Source organism: Butyrivibrio sp. WCE2006 (genome assembly GCF_000701985.1).
In the GTDB taxonomy this organism is placed as follows: Bacteria; Bacillota; Clostridia; order Lachnospirales; family Lachnospiraceae; genus Butyrivibrio.
Genome location: NZ_JNKH01000056.1, coordinates 1 through 17,749 on the forward strand (window position 1 = coordinate 1; position 17,749 = coordinate 17,749).

At 41.0% G+C, this 17,749-nt stretch carries 13 protein-coding genes; 11 read left to right on the forward strand and 2 right to left on the reverse strand.

What is annotated here, in order from left to right; translation table 11 throughout:
• Positions 1 to 448 precede the first annotated feature (448 nt).
• From T501_RS18305 to T501_RS18355, 11 genes are all read left to right on the forward strand, one after another.
• The gene (locus T501_RS18305; protein ID WP_044916845.1) at positions 449 to 1,306 is read left to right on the forward strand and encodes an LD-carboxypeptidase; all 858 of its coding nucleotides are present in this window, start codon (positions 449 to 451) and stop codon (positions 1,304 to 1,306) included.
• Positions 1,307 to 1,435: 129 nt separating this feature from the next.
• Positions 1,436 to 3,781 (forward strand): ferrous iron transport protein B, encoded by a 2,346-nt coding sequence (gene feoB, locus T501_RS18310; RefSeq protein WP_044916847.1) that lies wholly within the window; start codon positions 1,436 to 1,438, stop codon positions 3,779 to 3,781.
• A 312-nt stretch (positions 3,782 to 4,093) separates the two neighbouring features.
• The gene (locus T501_RS18315) at positions 4,094 to 4,735 is read left to right on the forward strand and encodes a bifunctional 4-hydroxy-2-oxoglutarate aldolase/2-dehydro-3-deoxy-phosphogluconate aldolase (protein WP_044916849.1); all 642 of its coding nucleotides are present in this window, start codon (positions 4,094 to 4,096) and stop codon (positions 4,733 to 4,735) included.
• A 103-nt stretch (positions 4,736 to 4,838) separates the two neighbouring features.
• Positions 4,839 to 5,906: a mannonate dehydratase gene (gene uxuA / locus T501_RS18320; RefSeq protein WP_026509800.1), complete on the forward strand. Its 1,068-nt coding sequence runs from the start codon at positions 4,839 to 4,841 to the stop codon at positions 5,904 to 5,906.
• Positions 5,907 to 5,921: 15 nt separating this feature from the next.
• Positions 5,922 to 7,418 carry a mannitol dehydrogenase family protein gene (locus tag T501_RS18325; protein WP_044916851.1) on the forward strand — a complete coding sequence of 499 codons (1,497 nt, stop codon included), beginning with the start codon at positions 5,922 to 5,924 and terminating at the stop codon, positions 7,416 to 7,418.
• Positions 7,415 to 8,815 (forward strand): glucuronate isomerase, encoded by a 1,401-nt coding sequence (gene uxaC, locus T501_RS18330; protein ID WP_044916853.1) that lies wholly within the window; start codon positions 7,415 to 7,417, stop codon positions 8,813 to 8,815. The genes T501_RS18325 and uxaC overlap by 4 nt, the downstream gene beginning before the upstream one ends.
• A gap of 98 nt (positions 8,816 to 8,913) precedes the next feature.
• The gene (locus T501_RS18335) at positions 8,914 to 10,011 is read left to right on the forward strand and encodes a sugar kinase (protein WP_026509803.1); all 1,098 of its coding nucleotides are present in this window, start codon (positions 8,914 to 8,916) and stop codon (positions 10,009 to 10,011) included.
• A 162-nt stretch (positions 10,012 to 10,173) separates the two neighbouring features.
• Positions 10,174 to 11,943, forward strand: a complete 1,770-nt coding sequence (locus T501_RS18340) for a glycoside hydrolase family 13 protein (protein WP_044916856.1) — start codon at positions 10,174 to 10,176, stop codon at positions 11,941 to 11,943.
• Between the two features lie 118 nt (positions 11,944 to 12,061).
• A complete protein-coding gene (locus T501_RS18345) occupies positions 12,062 to 12,985 on the forward strand; it encodes an AAA family ATPase (protein WP_050008403.1) in 924 nt (307 codons plus the stop codon).
• 12 nt (positions 12,986 to 12,997) lie between these two features.
• Complete coding sequence (locus T501_RS18350) at positions 12,998 to 14,062, forward strand: DUF58 domain-containing protein (protein ID WP_081843246.1); 1,065 nt, start codon at positions 12,998 to 13,000, stop codon at positions 14,060 to 14,062.
• Positions 13,980 to 16,439, forward strand: coding sequence for a transglutaminase-like domain-containing protein (locus T501_RS18355; protein WP_081843247.1), 2,460 nt, complete (start codon positions 13,980 to 13,982; stop codon positions 16,437 to 16,439). The genes T501_RS18350 and T501_RS18355 overlap by 83 nt, the downstream gene beginning before the upstream one ends.
• A gap of 12 nt (positions 16,440 to 16,451) precedes the next feature.
• Here T501_RS18355 and T501_RS18360 read toward each other — a convergent pair whose 3' ends face one another.
• A complete protein-coding gene (locus T501_RS18360; protein ID WP_050008404.1) occupies positions 16,452 to 17,309 on the reverse strand; it encodes a YitT family protein in 858 nt (285 codons plus the stop codon).
• Positions 17,310 to 17,577: 268 nt separating this feature from the next.
• On the reverse strand, positions 17,578 to 17,749 hold a 172-nt coding region (locus T501_RS21085; protein WP_197027996.1), incomplete at its 5' end, for a transposase.

Below are 17,749 nucleotides of genomic sequence, written 5' to 3' on the forward strand. Positions count from 1 at the left end.
TAAGCATCCCAAAGGTTCATGCCGCTCTGCGGCATAACAGAAACCTCTTCCGACGCAGAGTCGGTGGAGGTAGTTCATAAAAAGTATACGGAGCCTGTGATCAAAAGGCCTGCAATATGTCTTCCATCTACGAGTCCCGCAAATGCTGCCTGGAATATGGAAAAGCTTTTGACTGCATGGAAGTGTATATCCAATCATTAAGCATGCAAGCGGGTCAGGGATATATGAAAACAGCTTAATAAATAGCAAGATGATTGGGAATTTTGCTTAAAAGTGGAATTTTATAATAGAGCCATGAAGGAAACGGTAGTTAAAAGATTAAGGTTGGCGGATGCATAAAATATGTGTAGCCTTTACTACACGGAAGTAGTACAAATAGAAGGCAAGGCTGGCGAAACTTTGGAAGTTGTTGTTCTTTTGAAAAATGATTATGGGGTATATTTGAAGCATGATTAAAGGGAAAGTAAAAAACATTAAAGTAGGAATTTCAGCCTGCTCAAATGGGCATTTGCCGGAGTGGCAGGAGCAACTGACAGAACTTGAAAAGGTTCTTAGCGACATGAATATCGGGACAGATTTTTCTCCACATATCATGAGAACGGTTGATGTATATAGTGGAACTGATAAAGAAAGAGCTGAAGATCTCATGAAGTTTTATACCGATGATGAGATAGATGCGATTTATGATATCTCAGGCGGAGACCTGGCTAATGGAGTGTTAAAATATTTGGACTATGAAACCATTGCGAAGACCGATAAGACTTTCTGGGGATATAGTGACCTGACTACTGTTATAAATGCTATTTACACGATGACAGGTAAGCCGGGAGTTCTTTATCAGGTAAAGAACATGATTTGGTCCTGGGGGGATATTCAAAGGCAGAGATTTTCAGATTATATTTCAGGAAAGAATAATGACTTGTTTGATATAAAATACAGCTTTTTGCAAGGAAAAGCCATGCAGGGTGTGGTTGCAGGCGGCAATATCCGCTGTTTTACAAAACTCGCAGGAACCAGATACTGGCCTGATCTGAATGGGAAGATACTTCTTCTTGAGTCTCTTGGCGGAGAAGTTGGACAGATAGGGACTCTTTTTAACCAATTGGATGATATAGGAGTATTTGACCAAATAGCAGGAGTGTTGCTTGGGACTTTCACTAATTATGAAAAAGCAGAATTACCCCTTTCAGTATATGATCTTTTGAAAATGCATATCTCAAATACACTTCCTGTGGCATGTACAAGAGATATTGGGCATGGCCATGATGCAAAAGCAATCGTTATTGGGAAAGAATATGTTTTTTAGGGAGATAAAGCAATATTTTCCATTATATAGATTTGATCATTCCGTCTGCGTAACGCAGGCGGTTTTTTATTCAAATGTTCTCATATGGTATAATTGGAATGACAGTTAAACAATTGCGAGGAGAGCATAATGACAGTAAAGGATTTAATGGTCGGTCAGACTGCAAGAATAGATGTAGTAGGTGGTGAAGGTGCGCTGAGACAGCACTTTCTGGATATGGGTGTTATTCCCGGGGCAGAGATCACTCTGGTGAAACTTGCGCCGCTTGGAGATCCCATGGAGCTTAGGATTCATGGGTATGAACTCACACTAAGACTTGCCGAAGCTGAGCAGATACAGGCTACACTTGTTGAACGGGAAGCTGAGGATAATGTAGAAGTCCCCAAAAAGCAGGAAATAGAGCATCCCGGTCTTGGTGAAGAAGGTAAGTATCATCCTAAGGGAAGCGGCAATCCATTACCAGATGAAGAGATTCTAACGTTTGCGCTGGTAGGAAACCAGAACTGCGGAAAGACAACATTGTTTAATCAGCTTACAGGTTCCAATCAGCATGTAGGTAATTTCCCCGGGGTAACAGTTGACAGGAAGGATGGTGCCATTCGTGGAAGATACAATACATCTATTACTGATCTTCCGGGTATATATTCCATGTCTCCATATTCAAGTGAAGAGCTGGTAAGCAGAGACTTTGTACTTAATGAGAAACCAAAAGCCATAATTAACATAGTTGATGCAACCAATATTGAGAGAAATCTGTATCTGACGATGCAGCTTCTTGAGATGGATATCCCTATGGTAATTGCCCTCAACATGATGGATGAGCTGAGAGGAAATGGCGGATCAGTCGATGTGAACCGAATGGAGAAATTGCTCGGAGTTCCGGTTGTTCCGATTTCAGCAGCGAAAAATGAGGGTATAGATGAGCTTGTACATCATGCAATACATATTGCTCACTATCAGGAAAAACCGCAGATTGATGATTTTTGCGATGTTAATGACCACGGCGGATCAGTTCACAGATGCATACATGCAATGATACATCTCATTGAAGACCATGCCCAAAAGGCGCAGATACCTGTTCGCTTTGCAGCGAGTAAAGTGATTGAAGGTGATGAGAGAATTATAAAAAGGCTGCAGCTTGATCAGAATGAAATAGAGATGGTGAAGCACATCACAAAGCAGATGGAAACAGAACGTGAGCTTGATTGCAGTGCTGCCATAGCAGATATGAGATTTTCCTTCATTGAAAAGGTCTGCGGGGAATGTGTGGTAAAACCCCACGAGAGTAAGGAACATTTAAGAAGTCAGAAGATAGATAAGTATCTCACGGGAAAATATACAGCAATTCCTATTTTTATCATTGTAATGGGAACTGTATTCTTTCTTACTTTTAATGTAATAGGTGCTTTTTTACAGGGATTGTTGGAACTGGGAATAGGAGCGCTTGGCGATGTTACTGACAAAGCGTTGACCCTGGCAGGCGTAAATGATGTTATACATGGTCTTGTTATAAACGGAATATTTGAAGGTGTAGGAAGTGTACTTAGTTTTCTTCCGATCATTGTTACCATGTTTTTCTTCTTATCCCTTTTGGAAGACAGCGGATATATTGCAAGAGTAGCTTTCTTCATGGATAAGATTTTGAGAAAAATCGGTCTTTCAGGAAGAAGTATCGTGCCAATGCTTATTGGTTTTGGGTGTACAGTACCTGCTGTTATGTCAACAAGGACCCTTCCCAGTGACAGGGACAGAAAGATGACAATACTTCTCACGCCTTTCATGAGTTGTACTGCAAAGCTTCCGATTTATACATTTTTTGCAGCTGCATTTTTCCCAAGGTATGGCTGGATTGTGGTGACACTTCTTTATTTTCTTGGAATAATTTTGGGAGTGCTGGTGGCTCTTATTTACAAAAAGGTTTTGTTTAAGGGTGAGGCGGTTCCTTTTGTCATGGAGCTTCCAAACTATCGAATGCCCAGTGCTAGAAGTGTGATGCAGCTTTTGTGGGAAAAGGCCAAGGACTTCTTACAGAAAGCCTTTACAGTTATTTTTGTAGCAACTGTTGTTGTATGGTTTTTGCAGAGCTTTGACTTGCATTTCAATCTCATTAATGACAGCAAAGACAGTATACTTGCGATGATTTCAGGATTACTGGTGCCACTGTTTAAGCCTATAGGACTTGGAGACTGGAGGATTGTTACTTCGCTTATCTCGGGATTTATGGCAAAAGAGAGCGTTGTCTCAGTTTTGCGGGTTCTTTTTGAAAGAGATGGTGTGGAAAATGTTCTGTCTGTTTTAACAGCAAGCAGTCTTTTGGTATTTTCTCTTCTTTATACGCCCTGTGTTGCAGCTGTGGCATCTATAAAAAGAGAAATGGGTATAAAATGGGCAGTCATGGTTGTATTGTGGCAATGTGTGGTTGCCTGGATAGCTGCTCTTGTAGTAAGAATTATTGGCATGGCTATGGGATTTTGAACCTGATTTGCTAAAAATATGTATCCCCTTTAATGAAGAGCGTAATCGACCAGGCTAAAGAATACAGTCGTGGTTAAGCTTTGTATTTTACAAGAAAAAGAAAGACTAAATAATATTAAAGACCTTCTGAATGATAGTAATAAAATCATTCAGGAGGTTTTTATATTATTTAAAAAGCATAACATGACAAATTTTGCAATGTGAGTAACAACTGTGACAATGGGTTTTTGTTTTTTTGCCATGTATTATGTAAGCATCAAGGGACCTGATGTATAAGTCAGATGAAAACCAGTATTTCGGAGGAGAATTGTCATGTTCGAAGAGATTAAAGAGAAATTTACAAAGATCGGTATTATTCCGGTTGTAGTTTTAGATGATGTTAAGGATGCGCACCCTCTTGGAAAGGCGCTTATGAACGGAGGACTTCCTGCAGCTGAGGTTACTTTCAGAACAGAGGCTGCTGAAGAGGCTATTCGTATTATGTCAAAGGATTTTCCGGACATGCTTGTTGGAGCAGGCACGGTACTTACCTGTGAGCAGGCAGACAGAGCAATGGCAGCAGGTGCCAAATTCATAGTAGCACCGGGCTTTAATCCCACTGTTGTTAAGCATTGTCTGGAGAAGGGATATCCTGTAACACCCGGCGTGCAGACACCAAGTGAGATGGAACAGGCTATGGAGCTTGGACTTGATTTTGTTAAGTTCTTCCCCGCAGAACCTGCAGGCGGACTTGCCATGATAAAGGCTTGCGCAGCTCCATATACAAAGCTCAAATTCATGCCTACCGGTGGAATAAACAAAGACAATGTAAGAGATTACCTTGGATATAACAAGATAGTTGCCTGTGGTGGAACCTGGATGGTTAAGGGTGATCTTATAAAAGCAGGTAATTTTGCAGAAGTTGAAGAAATGACAAGGCAGGCAGCGGAAATAGTTAAAGAGATTCGCGGCTGAAAAGATGTTTAAGATAAGCGGAAATAATAATTCCATAGCATCAGAAGGCAAGAGCTTTAAATACGATGTAAGGGGTTAGAGAAATTGGAGGATACAGATAATTATGGAAATGACACTTAGATGGTACGGAAAAGATTTTGATACCGTAACACTTGAACAGATAAGACAGATTCCCGGAGTTAAGGGAGTTATTACAACACTTTATGATACAAAGCCCGGGGAAGTCTGGAGCCGCGAGAGAATTAAGGCTATGAAGGATGAGGTTGAGGCAGCAGGTCTTAAAGTAGCTGGTATAGAGAGCGTCAATGTGCATGAGGATATTAAGCTTGGTAAGCCCGGCCGTGATCAGCTTATCGACAATTATATCGAGACACTTAAAAATCTTGGTGAAGAAGACATCCATATGGTGTGCTACAACTTCATGCCTGTCTTTGACTGGACACGTACGGAGCTTGCAAGAAAAAGAGCAGATGGTTCAACAGTTCTTGCATATACCCAGGAAGCTGTTGATGCACTTGTTCCGGAAGAGATGTTTAATTCAATTGCCGGTGATACTAACGGTTCAGTAATGCCCGGATGGGAGCCTGACAGACTTGCTCATGTTAAGGAGCTTTTTGAGGAGTACAAGGGAGTTACAGACGAAGATCTTTTTGAAAATCTTAAGTATTTCCTTGAGAGGATAATGCCTGTATGTGATCAGTATGATATCAACATGGCTATACATCCTGATGATCCTGCATGGCCTGTATTTGGTCTTCCCAGGATCATAATCAATAAAGAAAACATCCATCGTATGATGAAGATGGTTGATAATCCGCACAATGGTGTAACCTTCTGCTCTGGTTCATATGGTACTAACTTAGAGAATGATTTACCGGATATGATCAGAAGTCTCAAGGGAAGAATTCATTTTGCACATGTTCGTAATCTTAAGTTCAATTCTCCTACAGATTTTGAGGAAGCAGCTCATCTCTCAAGTGATGGAAGCTTTGATATGTATGAGATTGTTAAGGCTCTTTATGATATCGGATTTACAGGTCCCATCCGTCCTGATCACGGACGTATGATCTGGGGTGAAAAGGCTATGCCCGGATACGGACTTTATGACAGAGCACTTGGTGCAACTTATATCAATGGTCTTTGGGAAGCAATCGAAAAGAGTAATAAGTAATAGGGGATGATAGCAATGAAATTAACAAACGAAGGTATTAAGGATAGAAAGGTCTGGGAGGAAAAAGGTTATAAGCTTCCGGGCTATGACAGAGAAAAAATGGTAGAAAGAACCAAAGAAAATCCTACATGGGTTCATTTTGGTGCAGGTAATATATTCAGAGCTTTTCAGGCAAATGTTGTTGAAAAGCTTCTGGATGAGGGTGTAACAGATACAGGTCTCATCGTTGCAGAGGGCTACGATTATGAGATTGTTGAAAAGTACAACAGACCCTGCGATGACTTAAGCATTCTTGCAACGCTTAAGGCTGACGGAACAGTTGAAAAAAGCGTGGTTGGCTCAATAGCAGAATCCTGCATACTGGATGAAGAGAACGAGAAGGAAATCGAAAGACTGCGCGAGATTTTCAGAAAGCCGTCTCTTCAGATGGTCAGCTTTACGATCACTGAAAAAGGTTACAAGACCAGAGCTTATATGAATAAGGTTGTTGGACTGCTGCTTGAAAGATATAAAGCTGGAAGCCTTCCGGTTTCAATCGTTTCCATGGATAACTGTTCTCATAACGGAGATAAATTGAAGGAAGCAGTAGTGGAAATCGCAGGCGAATGGGTAGAGAGCGGCAAGTGTGATAAAGGATTTGTTGACTACATTAATAATCCCAAGCTTATCGCATTTCCTCTTACTATGATCGATAAGATCACACCCCGTCCGGATGACACTGTAAAAGCAATGCTTGTTGAGGATGGTGTTGAAGGTGCAGAGCCTATAGTTACAACAAAGCACACCTATGTTGCAAATTTTGTTAATGCCGAAGAAACTGAATACCTGGTTGTTGAGGACCTTTTCCCTAACGGACGTCCTCAGCTTGAAAAAGGCGGAATTATTTTCACAGACAGAGAAACAGTAGATAAGACAGAAAAGATGAAGGTATGCACCTGCCTTAATCCGCTTCATACAGCACTTGCCATTTTCGGTTGCCTCCTTGGATATACAACAATTCATGATGAAATGGATGACGCAGATTTAAAGAGACTTGTAACAAGACTTGGTAAGGAAGAGGGAATGAAGGTAGTAGTTGATCCCAAGGTACTTTCTCCTTCTGAATTCCTTGATGCGGTACTTACAAAAAGACTTCCCAATCCTTTCATGCCTGATACACCGCAGCGTATTGCCTGTGATACATCACAAAAGCTCCCCATCCGTTTTGGTGAGACCATAAAGGCATACAGGAAGCAGAGTGAACTTAGCACAGATAGCCTTCAGGTAGTGCCTCTTGTTCTTGCAGGATATTTAAGATATCTGGAAGGTATCGATGATGAAGGAAGAGAATTCGAGCAGAGCCCTGATCCGCTTCTCGATGAATTAAAAGCTCTTTCTCCTGAAGATGTTCTTAAGAGAGAAGATGTATTTGGCGTAAATCTTTACGAGGATAATCTTGCCAGGAGAGTGCTTGAAATTTATTCAGATATGAAGGGCAACGGCAATGTAAGAAAGGAACTTGAGAAAATATGATGAAGTTTATGGATAAAGATTTTCTCCTTTCAAACGATACTGCAAAAGAGCTTTTTAGCGCAGTTAAGGATGAGCCCATAATAGATTTTCATAATCACTTAAATCCAAAGGAAATCTATGAGGATAAATGCTTTGACAACATGGCTGAGGTCTGGCTTGGAGGAGATCACTACAAGTGGAGAGCCATGAGAGCAAACGGAGTATCTGAGAGACTTATTACCGGTGACGGTGCACCCTTTGATAAGTTTATGGCCTGGGCTGACACAGTTCAGAATCTTATCGGCAATCCGTTATATCATTGGACTCATCTGGAACTTCAACGTTACTTTGGAATCGAAGAACCACTCAGTCCTCATACTGCAGAAGATATTTGGAACAAATGCAATGATAAGCTGCATAAAAAGGAGTACTCAGTACGCAATCTGTTAAGGATGCAAAATGTATCCGTTTTGTGTACCACAGATGACCCTGTTGATAATCTTATGTGGCATAAAAAAATCCGTGAGGATGGTTTTGAGATTAAGGTTCTTCCAAGCTTCAGACCTGAGAAGGCAATCGGAATAGAAAAAGAAGGCTTTGCAGATTATATTAAAAAGCTCAGTGAAACAGTAGGCTTTGAGATAGGCAGCACTGAAACACTGCTTAAGGCGCTTGAGCTTCGCCTTGAATTTTTCCTTGAAAATGGATGCAGGGTTTCCGATCATAGCCTTGAGAGTACCTTCTTTGTGCCTACTACTAAGGAAGAGGTTGATGAGCTTTTAAAGAAAAAACTCTCCGGTGCAGTACTTAGTGAGGAAGAGCAGGGCAAGTTTAGGGGCTACATGCTCACCGAACTTGGAAGACTCTACTCAAAGCATGATATTGTGATGCAGCTTCATATAGGAGCTATAAGGAATAACTCTGAGAGATTCTTTAAAAAGCTTGGTCCGGATACAGGTTTTGATGCTTTAAATGATTTTAATTATGCTCCGCAGCTTTCAGCATTACTGTCTGCAATGGATTTAAGAGATGAACTTCCAAGAACAATCCTTTACTGCTTAAATCCTAAGGATACTGAGATGCTTGTAGCGATGGCAGGAACATTTTGCAGTAATGAAAAGAATATAAAAGGCAAGGTACAGCCCGGTGCCGCCTGGTGGTTCTGTGACCACAAGAACGGAATGGAGAGGCAGATAGAGTCAATGTCTGATGGTGGACTTATCTCTACATCAATAGGAATGCTTACAGATTCAAGAAGCTTTTTGTCATTCCCGCGTCATGAACTGTATCGTAGAATCCTTTGCAATAAGATTGGCAGCTGGGTTGAAAATGGTGAATATCCGAAAGATATGGGATATTTAAGTAATCTTGTAAAAAATATCTGTGGACGTAATGCAGTAGAGTATTTCGGATTTTAAATAATACTGACAGGGATGTGGCATGATTTGCCAATGTTACTGAGGGCAGACCGGCATGAGTCAGATAAAAACATGTGATTATAAATGAGGAGCTAACAATGGATTTAAACTTAAGAGATAAAAAAGATTGTAAATATGACGCAGTTTCACTTGGAGAAGTAATGCTTAGATTTGATCCCGGTGAAGGACGTATTCGTACAGCCAGAGAATTTAAGGTTTGGGAAGGTGGCGGAGAGTACAATGTTATCCGTGGCCTCAGAAGATGCTTTGGCATGGATACTGCGGTAATAACAGCTTTTGCTGATAATGAAGTAGGACACCTCGTAGAAGATTTCATCATGCAGGGCGGCGTGGATACAAGACTTATCAATTGGAAAAAGACTGATGGAATCGGCAGAGAGTGCAGAAATGGTCTTAACTTTGTGGAGAGAGGCTTTGGCATAAGAGGTGCTCTTTCCTGCTCAGACAGAGCAAATACTGCAATCTCACAGGCTACCGATAAGGATTTCGATTTTGATTATATCTTTGGCGAGCTCGGAGTAAGATGGTTCCATACAGGCGGAATCTATGCGGCTCTTTCAGAGCAGTCAGCTGAGACAGTTGTTAAGGCGATTAAAACTGCAAAGAAATATGGCACAGTAGTTTCCTATGACCTCAATTACAGAGCTTCTATGTGGTCTGCAATCGGCGGACAGAAAAAAGCCCAGGAGGTTAATAAGGAAATCGCAAAGTATGTGGATGTTATGATCGGAAATGAAGAAGACTTCACAGCCTGCCTTGGCTTCGAGATTGAAGGAAATGATGCTAATCTCAAGGAGCTGAATCTCGATGGATATAAGAAGATGATTGATGAGGCTGCTAAGGTTTATCCTAACTTCAAAGTAGTTGCCACAACTCTTAGAACAGTTAAGACTGCAACTGTAAATGACTGGTCAGCACTTTGCTGGGCTGATGGTCAGATATTCAAGGCTAAGGATTACAAGGGGCTTGAGATTCTCGACCGCGTAGGCGGCGGTGATTCATTTGCATCCGGACTTGTTTACGGACTTATGACAACCGGTGATGCAGCTAAGGCTGTTGAGTACGGAACAGCTCACGGAGCACTTGCAATGACAACTCCTGGTGATACAACAATGGCTACCTGTGCTGAGGTTGAGGCCATCATGGGCGGTGCAGGCGCAAGAGTTAAGAGATAAGATATTTATTATAGCTCCCGGTCGATGTTTATCGGCCGGGAGTTTTTTGCAAGCGACATTCTTTCTTGTTATCGATAGCTTATTGAAATTCGGTATTGATTTATAAATCATTATAGGGTATAGTCTTGTATACATGGAAAACGTTTTCTTAAAGGAGACTATATGAATTTAAGTGCAATATACCATAGAATGTCAGAACAATACTGCTATCCCCTTGACCAGGATCAGCTGATAATCAATATTAAGACCGGATACGACGTTGATAAAGTATATATCTATCATGGAGATCCCTATGATGCGGGTATCATGGGTGGTAATGAGCGCTGGAGCGGTCATAAGGAAGAGATATATTTCAAAAAGAGATTAAAGGATCATATCTGGTGGACAACCACACTTCGCCCTGAGTATAAGAGATGTAAATATTATTTCGAGATTCATTCAGGTGATGAGTGCATCTATTACTTTGAGGATGGATTCCTCACAGATGAGGAGATGAACCAGGAGGGGAAGACTCTTTCCTATTTCATAATGCCCTGGATGAATGCTGCAGATGTCTGCGATACTCCTGCCTGGGTTAATGATACCGTGTGGTATCAGATTTTCCCTGAGAGATTCTGTAATGGAGATGAGAGCATTAATCCCACGAATGTTCTGGAGTGGCAGACCGGTAAGGTGGGCATGAAGGATTATTACGGAGGGGACATCAGAGGTATACGCGACAGGCTCTCATATTTGAAGGAACTTGGAATAACAGGTATTTACTTGAATCCTGTTTTTGAAGCCCACAGTAATCATAAGTATAATACTTTTGATTACAAGAAGGTGGATCCTGCCTTCGGAACTAATGATGATTTGAAGGCGCTGGTCAGAGAGGCACATGATGCAGGTATAAGGGTTATGCTGGATGCGGTTTTCAATCACACTGGAGCAGATCATCCCATGTGGCAGGATGTGCTGAAAAATGGAAAGGACTCTGAGTATGCGGACTGGTATATGGTAAACAAGTGGCCTGTGGAACAGGGACGCGATACCAGAGATGGAAGATATTATTCCTTTGCTTTTGCGGAGTACATGCCAAAGCTCAACACCAGTAATCAGGCTGTTCAGGATTATCTTTTGGATATAATCAGATTCTGGATTGAGGAATTTGACATAGATGGCCTTAGATTTGATGTTGGTAATGAGGTGTCTCACTCATTCTTAAAGGCAGTCAGATACATGACAAAGCGCATGAAGAGTGACTTTTACCTGCTTGGTGAGATATGGCATGATTCAGTATCATGGCTGAGGGGAGATGAGTATGACTCAGTAATGAATTATCCGCTTTCTACAGCTATAGCAGACTTCTGGGTTTATAAAAACAGAGGTAAAGAGACTTTTGAATATGATATAAACAGATGCTTTACCATGTATTATTCTCAGGTAAACGATGTACTGTTTAATCTTCTGGATTCTCATGACACTAACAGACTTTTTGAGAAGGCTGAGAAAAATGTAGATATATTCTATCAGCAGCTGGCTGTACTATTTACAATGCCGGGAAGTCCCTGCATATATTACGGAACAGAAGTCATCATGGATGGAACATATGACCCTGATTGCCGCAGATGTATGCCCTGGGATGAGATAGATGCAGGAAAGAAATCAGCTGAGATTTCTGAAATAAAGAATCTTATTAATATGAGGAAAAGCCTGCAGGCTTGCAAGAGCAGGAATGTCCATTTCTCTGATGATATCGAAGAGAAAAGGGTAATAGAGTATTTGAAGATTGGTGAAAATGAAAGCCTTCAGATTTATCTTAACTGTGAGGAAAAGCCTGTGCAGCTCGATATAAAGGATTTCTCAGATATTGTTTATTCAAGAAAATGGGAGATGGACACGGAAGATATTGGAACCTTGGGGGTAAATGGAATTCTTATATTAAGGCATTAAGCATTTGGTGGCTGTCACGCTGGTTTTAGCGTGGCAGCTTTTTTACAATATCTGCTATAATAAAGGGTGTTGTCTTGAATTGTTTTACTTAATGCAAAAAGAGGATTGGGGTCAGAGTATGGGAAAAGTTGCGGTTTTATCTGAAAATATGAAAAAGAGAATAATAGGAAAGGATGACGTGATCCGAAAAGTCATCACAGTGCTGCTTGCAGGTGGACATGTTCTTCTTGAGGATGTTCCGGGGGTTGGTAAAACATCTCTTGCAAGAGCGCTTGCTGATTCTCTTTCCTGTAGTTTTGCCAGGATACAGTGCACTCCTGACACTATGCCGTCTGACATAACGGGCTTGTCTGTGTACAGTATGGAAAAGGGAGAATTCAAAGTTCTTCCGGGTCCCATAGTAAATCAGATAGTTCTTGCTGATGAGATCAACAGGACATCTCCAAAGACTCAGGCTGCTCTGCTTGAAGCCATGGAGGAGAGACAGGTTACCATAGATGGCAATTCAATTTCTATTCCCGAACCTTTCATGGTTATCGGTACGCAGAATCCCATGGAGATGGCAGGAACCTATCCGCTTCCGGAGGCGCAGCTTGACAGATTCATGATGAAGCTTTCTATAGGGTACCCTTCAAAGGGCAGTTCAGTTCAAATTGCAGACGATTTTCTAAAAGGAATACTTCATGAGGAAACTCAGGCTGTACTTACAGCTGAGGATATCATACAGATGAAGGAAGAAGCGGCTAAGGTTGAGATACATAAAGACCTGGTGAATTATGCGGTAAACGTCGTCGAAGAGACGAGAAAACATCACAGTATAAAATGCGGGGCAAGCCCGAGAGCCCTGCTTGATCTTTTGAGAGCATCCCAGGCAAGGGCATATCTTGACGAGCGTAATTACTGCATCCCGCTTGATGTTTTCGAGACTGCAAAGGATGTTTTGCCCCACAGACTGATATTATCAGCTGAGGCTAAGATGAATAAAATGTCACAGGAAACCGTAATGCTTCAAATACTTAATAATCATCCTGTTCCGCAGTAAACCGGTGTCGCTATGAAAATCAATTATAAAAGATTATTCATTTATCTGATTATTTTAATAGCATCTGTTGTCTGGGCATCATATATGGGTGGAACGCTGCCATATATGTGTCTTTTCACTATGCTTTTTTATCTGCCGTTATCTGTTATTTATATACTAGTCAGTAATTATTTTTTCCAGACCTATCAGGAGCTTCCGTCAAGAAGAGTAATGAAAAATGAGGAGCAGCCCTACGAGCTTGTAATCGAGGATGCAGGATTTTTCAGGATAAATGATGCAAGGCTGATAACAGAAGAAAATCTTGCAACCACACTCCTTGATAGTGACAGGCTCATAAATCTTACTCCGGGAAAACGTGTGGTTATTAAGGGGAAGGTTAAATGCAGATATGCCGGTATCTATAATGTCGGCCTTGTAAATGTATGTTTTTATGATCCCTTTTATATATACGGTGCTGTTTTTCAGATACCATCACCGTACAGAGTAACGGTTATGCCAATGATAACCGAAGTGGCCAATCGTGAGCTTGATTTTGAGAATCTAAAAAACAGCAGCAGAATCAGAAGTCTCGTATTAAAAGAACCTGTTCCGGGAAATGAGTTCAGACCCTATAAGCCCGGAGACCCGCTAAAGAGTATTCACTGGAAAGCCAGTGCTTCTGCCGGGGAACTGATAAGCAGGATACCGGATACTCTTGAACTTAGAAGTGTTGTTATGGTGCTTGTTGCGGAGAACAGTATTTCGCAAAACAGTGATACGGATTTCATAAAAAGAAGGGATTATTTCCTGGAATTTGCAGTATCTGCAGCCTATTATTTTGCACAAAAGGGAGAGAGTATAAGGATTCTTTATCCCAGAGGTGAACTCAAGGACGTACAGGTTGCTTCACTGGATGGATTTTCGGAATTCTATGAGGACATATCCAAGGGACCCTTTTATAACAGGGAGAAGGATATGGAAAAGCTTGAAGCACAAAGTGGGAGTATAGCTGAAAATGAGCAGGACAGTATCGTTATCACAGTCAGAGAACATGAATATGGAACAGAGCATTTTCTGGAAATCAGAAACAGCGATTGAGCGAATTCTGCTTGTGAGCATCATCACGCTTATTTTAAAACCTGGATTTTGGCCGGTTTTTATTGCCTTTTATGTACTTTTCGAGGGCATTTTGCTGGTAGGGCGATTTATCAGCAGCAGTGGGCTTATTATAGGTGCACAGGTGGTAATAACAGGTGTGCTGTTAATGTTTTTTCATGATATTCCGGTTCTTTGGGCAGAGGAATCGGAGAACCTTTTGGAGAGCTGTGTTTCGTCCTTTGGAATAATTGCTCTTGGGGCCTTTTTGGTTTATCTGGTACTTCATTTTATTTCGAAGGTGCCTGCATTTGTGGCATTTATTGTTTTGGTGGTGGATGTCATTAGTGTTATCAGATTTATGTATGGATATTTGGATCTTAAGATTGTAATATCCTTTGCACTTATGCTTACCCTGATTGAAGGCTGCAGGATCATCTATCTGATTTCAGTAAGAAACAAGAAAAACACAGAGATACCGGGATTTAGTCTGAGCGAAATCGAGGATATCAGAGGAGATGAAGACTCCCCTGAGCCTCAACTGCATAAAGATGAAAACGGTAAAGGTAATAGTAGTCCGGAGATTTACAGATACAGATGGTTTGCTTTTTTTATTCTGCTTGAAGCATTGTTGTTTTTTATTCCAACAAGTGATAAGCCTATCGATTGGAGTGTTTTATATAGAATCGGGTATCAGATAAGAGATGGATTTGAAACTCTGGCTGAGAATACCGGCTACTATTTTTCAGGGATAGGCGATGGGATGTTATATCAAAGCGGGTACAGCGGACTTGGCAATGCTCCCGGAAGCCTGGCATCCAACAGCAGAGATGAAATATATGTTACGACAAAGGGCACTACTGACAGTCTTTATCTTACAGGAAAAATAATGTCAGGTGATGATAAAGACATTGTGGAGGATCTTGAAGGAAGGCGCCTTTTGAACTTTTTATATGCATTATATTCCCATGACATAGAAAGAGAAGAGGCTAAATGTTTTGGAAGAATTGAAAAAGCAACGATTGAGCTTGCCTACCTCAGAACGAAGGATATAATCAGACCGGAAAACTGTCTCAGAATCGAGTATGGAAACAAGGATGAAAAGAATGATTCAGGGACGGAATTCAAGCGGATGCACAAAAAGGGTGATAGCTATAATGTGATTTATATGAATATCGATTATGGCAGTCAGTATCTGGAAAAAATCATGAGGAGTCCAAAAGAGGTTCCGTGGCCAACCTATGCAGAGATGGAGGAATATTGCGGACGGCTTTATGATTACCAGCTTAGCCGGAGTGTAAGTGAGAGGGATTATAATAAGTGGATTCAGGAGAATAATGATCTTAATAAATATCTGGATGCAGGAGATATTGCAACTTCCAGAATGAAGGACTTATCTGAAGATATAACAGAGAATGCAGCGAGCACTTATGATGCCTGCAGGGCAATTGAATCATACTTAAGGCAGTATAAATATTCAACTAAATTGCAGGGCCCGGAAGAGGGCGGAGTTAATAACGATAATTATGTAGACTCATTTTTGTTTGAAACAGGAAAAGGGTACTGTGTTCATTTTGCAAATTCCATGGTGGCACTTCTGAGATTATCAGGAATTCCCGCAAGATGTGTTGAAGGGTACTGTTATGCCTTTCCTGACACAGATTATGATAAATTTTCCATCACCGGAGACAGGGCGCACGTCTGGGTGGAAGCTTATATTGAAGGAATCGGCTGGGTACCTTTTGAACCCACAGCAGTCAGAAGGACATCCATAGATACAGGATGGAATATAGTATTACCGGAAGAGGAAGAGATAACTCTTACGGAGGAAGTATCAGAAAAAGACAGCGAAATGTATATTCCACAAATGCCTGAAAATCTGGAGGAAAACTCAGATCTTGAAGGCGATGAGGAAGCAGGTCAGAAGGAAAGACATGTTATTGATGTACTTGTTTTGATGAAGACTCTGGGAACTATTCTGATAGGGCTTCTTTTATACGGAATAGTCATGATATTGGCGATAATCCTTGTGAGGGCACTAAGATACCAAGCCGCACCCTTACCCGGAAAGCTTGAAAAAAACATGAAAGATATTCTGTTTTTCATGAACAGAGAGTTTGCAGAGCAGGGGAAGGAAATAAGGATGCTGGAGGACTACCTTCCTCTTATTCCGGAAGGAGAAAACGTACCGGGGGAGAGATTGGAAATAACAGATTTAAAGGCACTTTCAAGGCATACCTTTTCCGTATACTACAGGCAGCGTTTCGCAGGGCAGGCTGCAAACGGTGTAGAAGTACGGGATGCGGAATATTTGCGCAAGTACCTGCTTACACGTTATTTAAAACATTTTATGACTTCTTTCGGACGAAAGTGGAAATAGACTACAGGAATTCTATGACAAAGTCTGCTTAACATTTTGCCCGATTATTTCATCTATGTTGTTGATTGTGGCAAAGCAGTTGAAGTCTGCGAGTATGTCGCGGATCTGTTTTAGCTCATATTGACTTATTACAACGTAAAGAGCCTTGTTCTGCCCTGCGATATAGCCTTCTGTATTCCACTCGGTGCAGGTTCTGCCAAGCTCCTTGTAGATACGGTCCTTAATTGCGTTTATATCATCATGGGTAAAAATGATGCAGGCTCTTTGCGCGTCGAAGCCTTCTTCCACGCGGGTCATTACAACGGAAACCAGCACATAAGTCAGGATGGAATAAAGACCATTATTCCAGCCATATAAGAATCCGATTATCATGTACAAAACTATATTGAACATCAGTACCTGACGTCCGACAGGCAGATGTATCCTGGGACTGAGGATAGAAGCGACTATCTCGGTTCCGTCAAGGCATCCGCCATAGCGCAGAATTATACCTACACCCACGCCCAGAATAAGTCCACCAAAAGTTACGGCAAGTAGATGTTCATTTGTAACAGCAGGAGTGGTCTCAAAGAAAGCAACTGCTATTGCGAATATAGTCATGGCATATATTGATCTGAATACGAAATGGGGTCCCTTTTTCTTCCATCCAAATAATAAAAACGGGATGTTGAGAACCCAGGTTAAAATACTTAGTTTGAAACCGGTAAAGTTGGCAATAATCATTGAAACACCGACTATTCCGCCATCGAAAATTCTGTTTGGTGCAAGAAAGTCTTCAATGGAAAAGGCTGCAATAGTGGCACCTATTCCAATCATTATGTAGCTGAAAATATCTTCTTTCAGGGTGTTGTTATCTCTGAATCCTGCCAATTTAAATCCTCCTGTTTTTTAAAGTTATATTCTGTTTGTGCTTAGAAATATATATAAATCCATTATAAAACCACACATATAACTGAAAAATAAAAAGAATCTTAATCCTGAATTATTCATGACAACTTAAACCTCTGAAATCAGACTCATAATCCGATTTTTTGAAATGGATGCCTAGAATAAGCGGGAATCAGTCTTAAAAATGGGTAGACTGTCCCTATGAATCAGAAATACAGACTTTTAAGTTATCAAGGTACATCAATAGTTGCTATTCCAACTGTGGATTTAAGCTGCTTATATTTGTAAGTGTTTCATAGAACTCAGATATGTAAGGGCAGCTGCTACACAGCTTGAAATAAATATATCTACCTGATCCGACTACCTTAACGGCAATCTTGATCAGTTTCAAACGGATTGTATCTGCACACTGCTTCTTCATG

Excerpts from the sequence above, each read along its gene's own strand:
- T501_RS18305 (WP_044916845.1), top strand. The coding sequence starts at position 449 with ATGATTAAAGGGAAAGTAAAAAACATTAAAGTAGGAATTTCAGCCTGC.
- feoB (WP_044916847.1), top strand. The coding sequence starts at position 1,436 with ATGACAGTAAAGGATTTAATGGTCGGTCAGACTGCAAGAATAGATGTA.
- T501_RS18315 (WP_044916849.1), top strand. The coding sequence starts at position 4,094 with ATGTTCGAAGAGATTAAAGAGAAATTTACAAAGATCGGTATTATTCCG.
- uxuA (WP_026509800.1), top strand. The coding sequence starts at position 4,839 with ATGGAAATGACACTTAGATGGTACGGAAAAGATTTTGATACCGTAACA.
- T501_RS18325 (WP_044916851.1), top strand. The coding sequence starts at position 5,922 with ATGAAATTAACAAACGAAGGTATTAAGGATAGAAAGGTCTGGGAGGAA.
- uxaC (WP_044916853.1), top strand. The coding sequence starts at position 7,415 with ATGATGAAGTTTATGGATAAAGATTTTCTCCTTTCAAACGATACTGCA.
- T501_RS18335 (WP_026509803.1), top strand. The coding sequence starts at position 8,914 with ATGGATTTAAACTTAAGAGATAAAAAAGATTGTAAATATGACGCAGTT.
- T501_RS18340 (WP_044916856.1), top strand. The coding sequence starts at position 10,174 with ATGAATTTAAGTGCAATATACCATAGAATGTCAGAACAATACTGCTAT.
- T501_RS18345 (WP_050008403.1), top strand. The coding sequence starts at position 12,062 with ATGGGAAAAGTTGCGGTTTTATCTGAAAATATGAAAAAGAGAATAATA.
- T501_RS18350 (WP_081843246.1), top strand. The coding sequence starts at position 12,998 with ATGAAAATCAATTATAAAAGATTATTCATTTATCTGATTATTTTAATA.
- T501_RS18355 (WP_081843247.1), top strand. The coding sequence starts at position 13,980 with ATGAGCAGGACAGTATCGTTATCACAGTCAGAGAACATGAATATGGAA.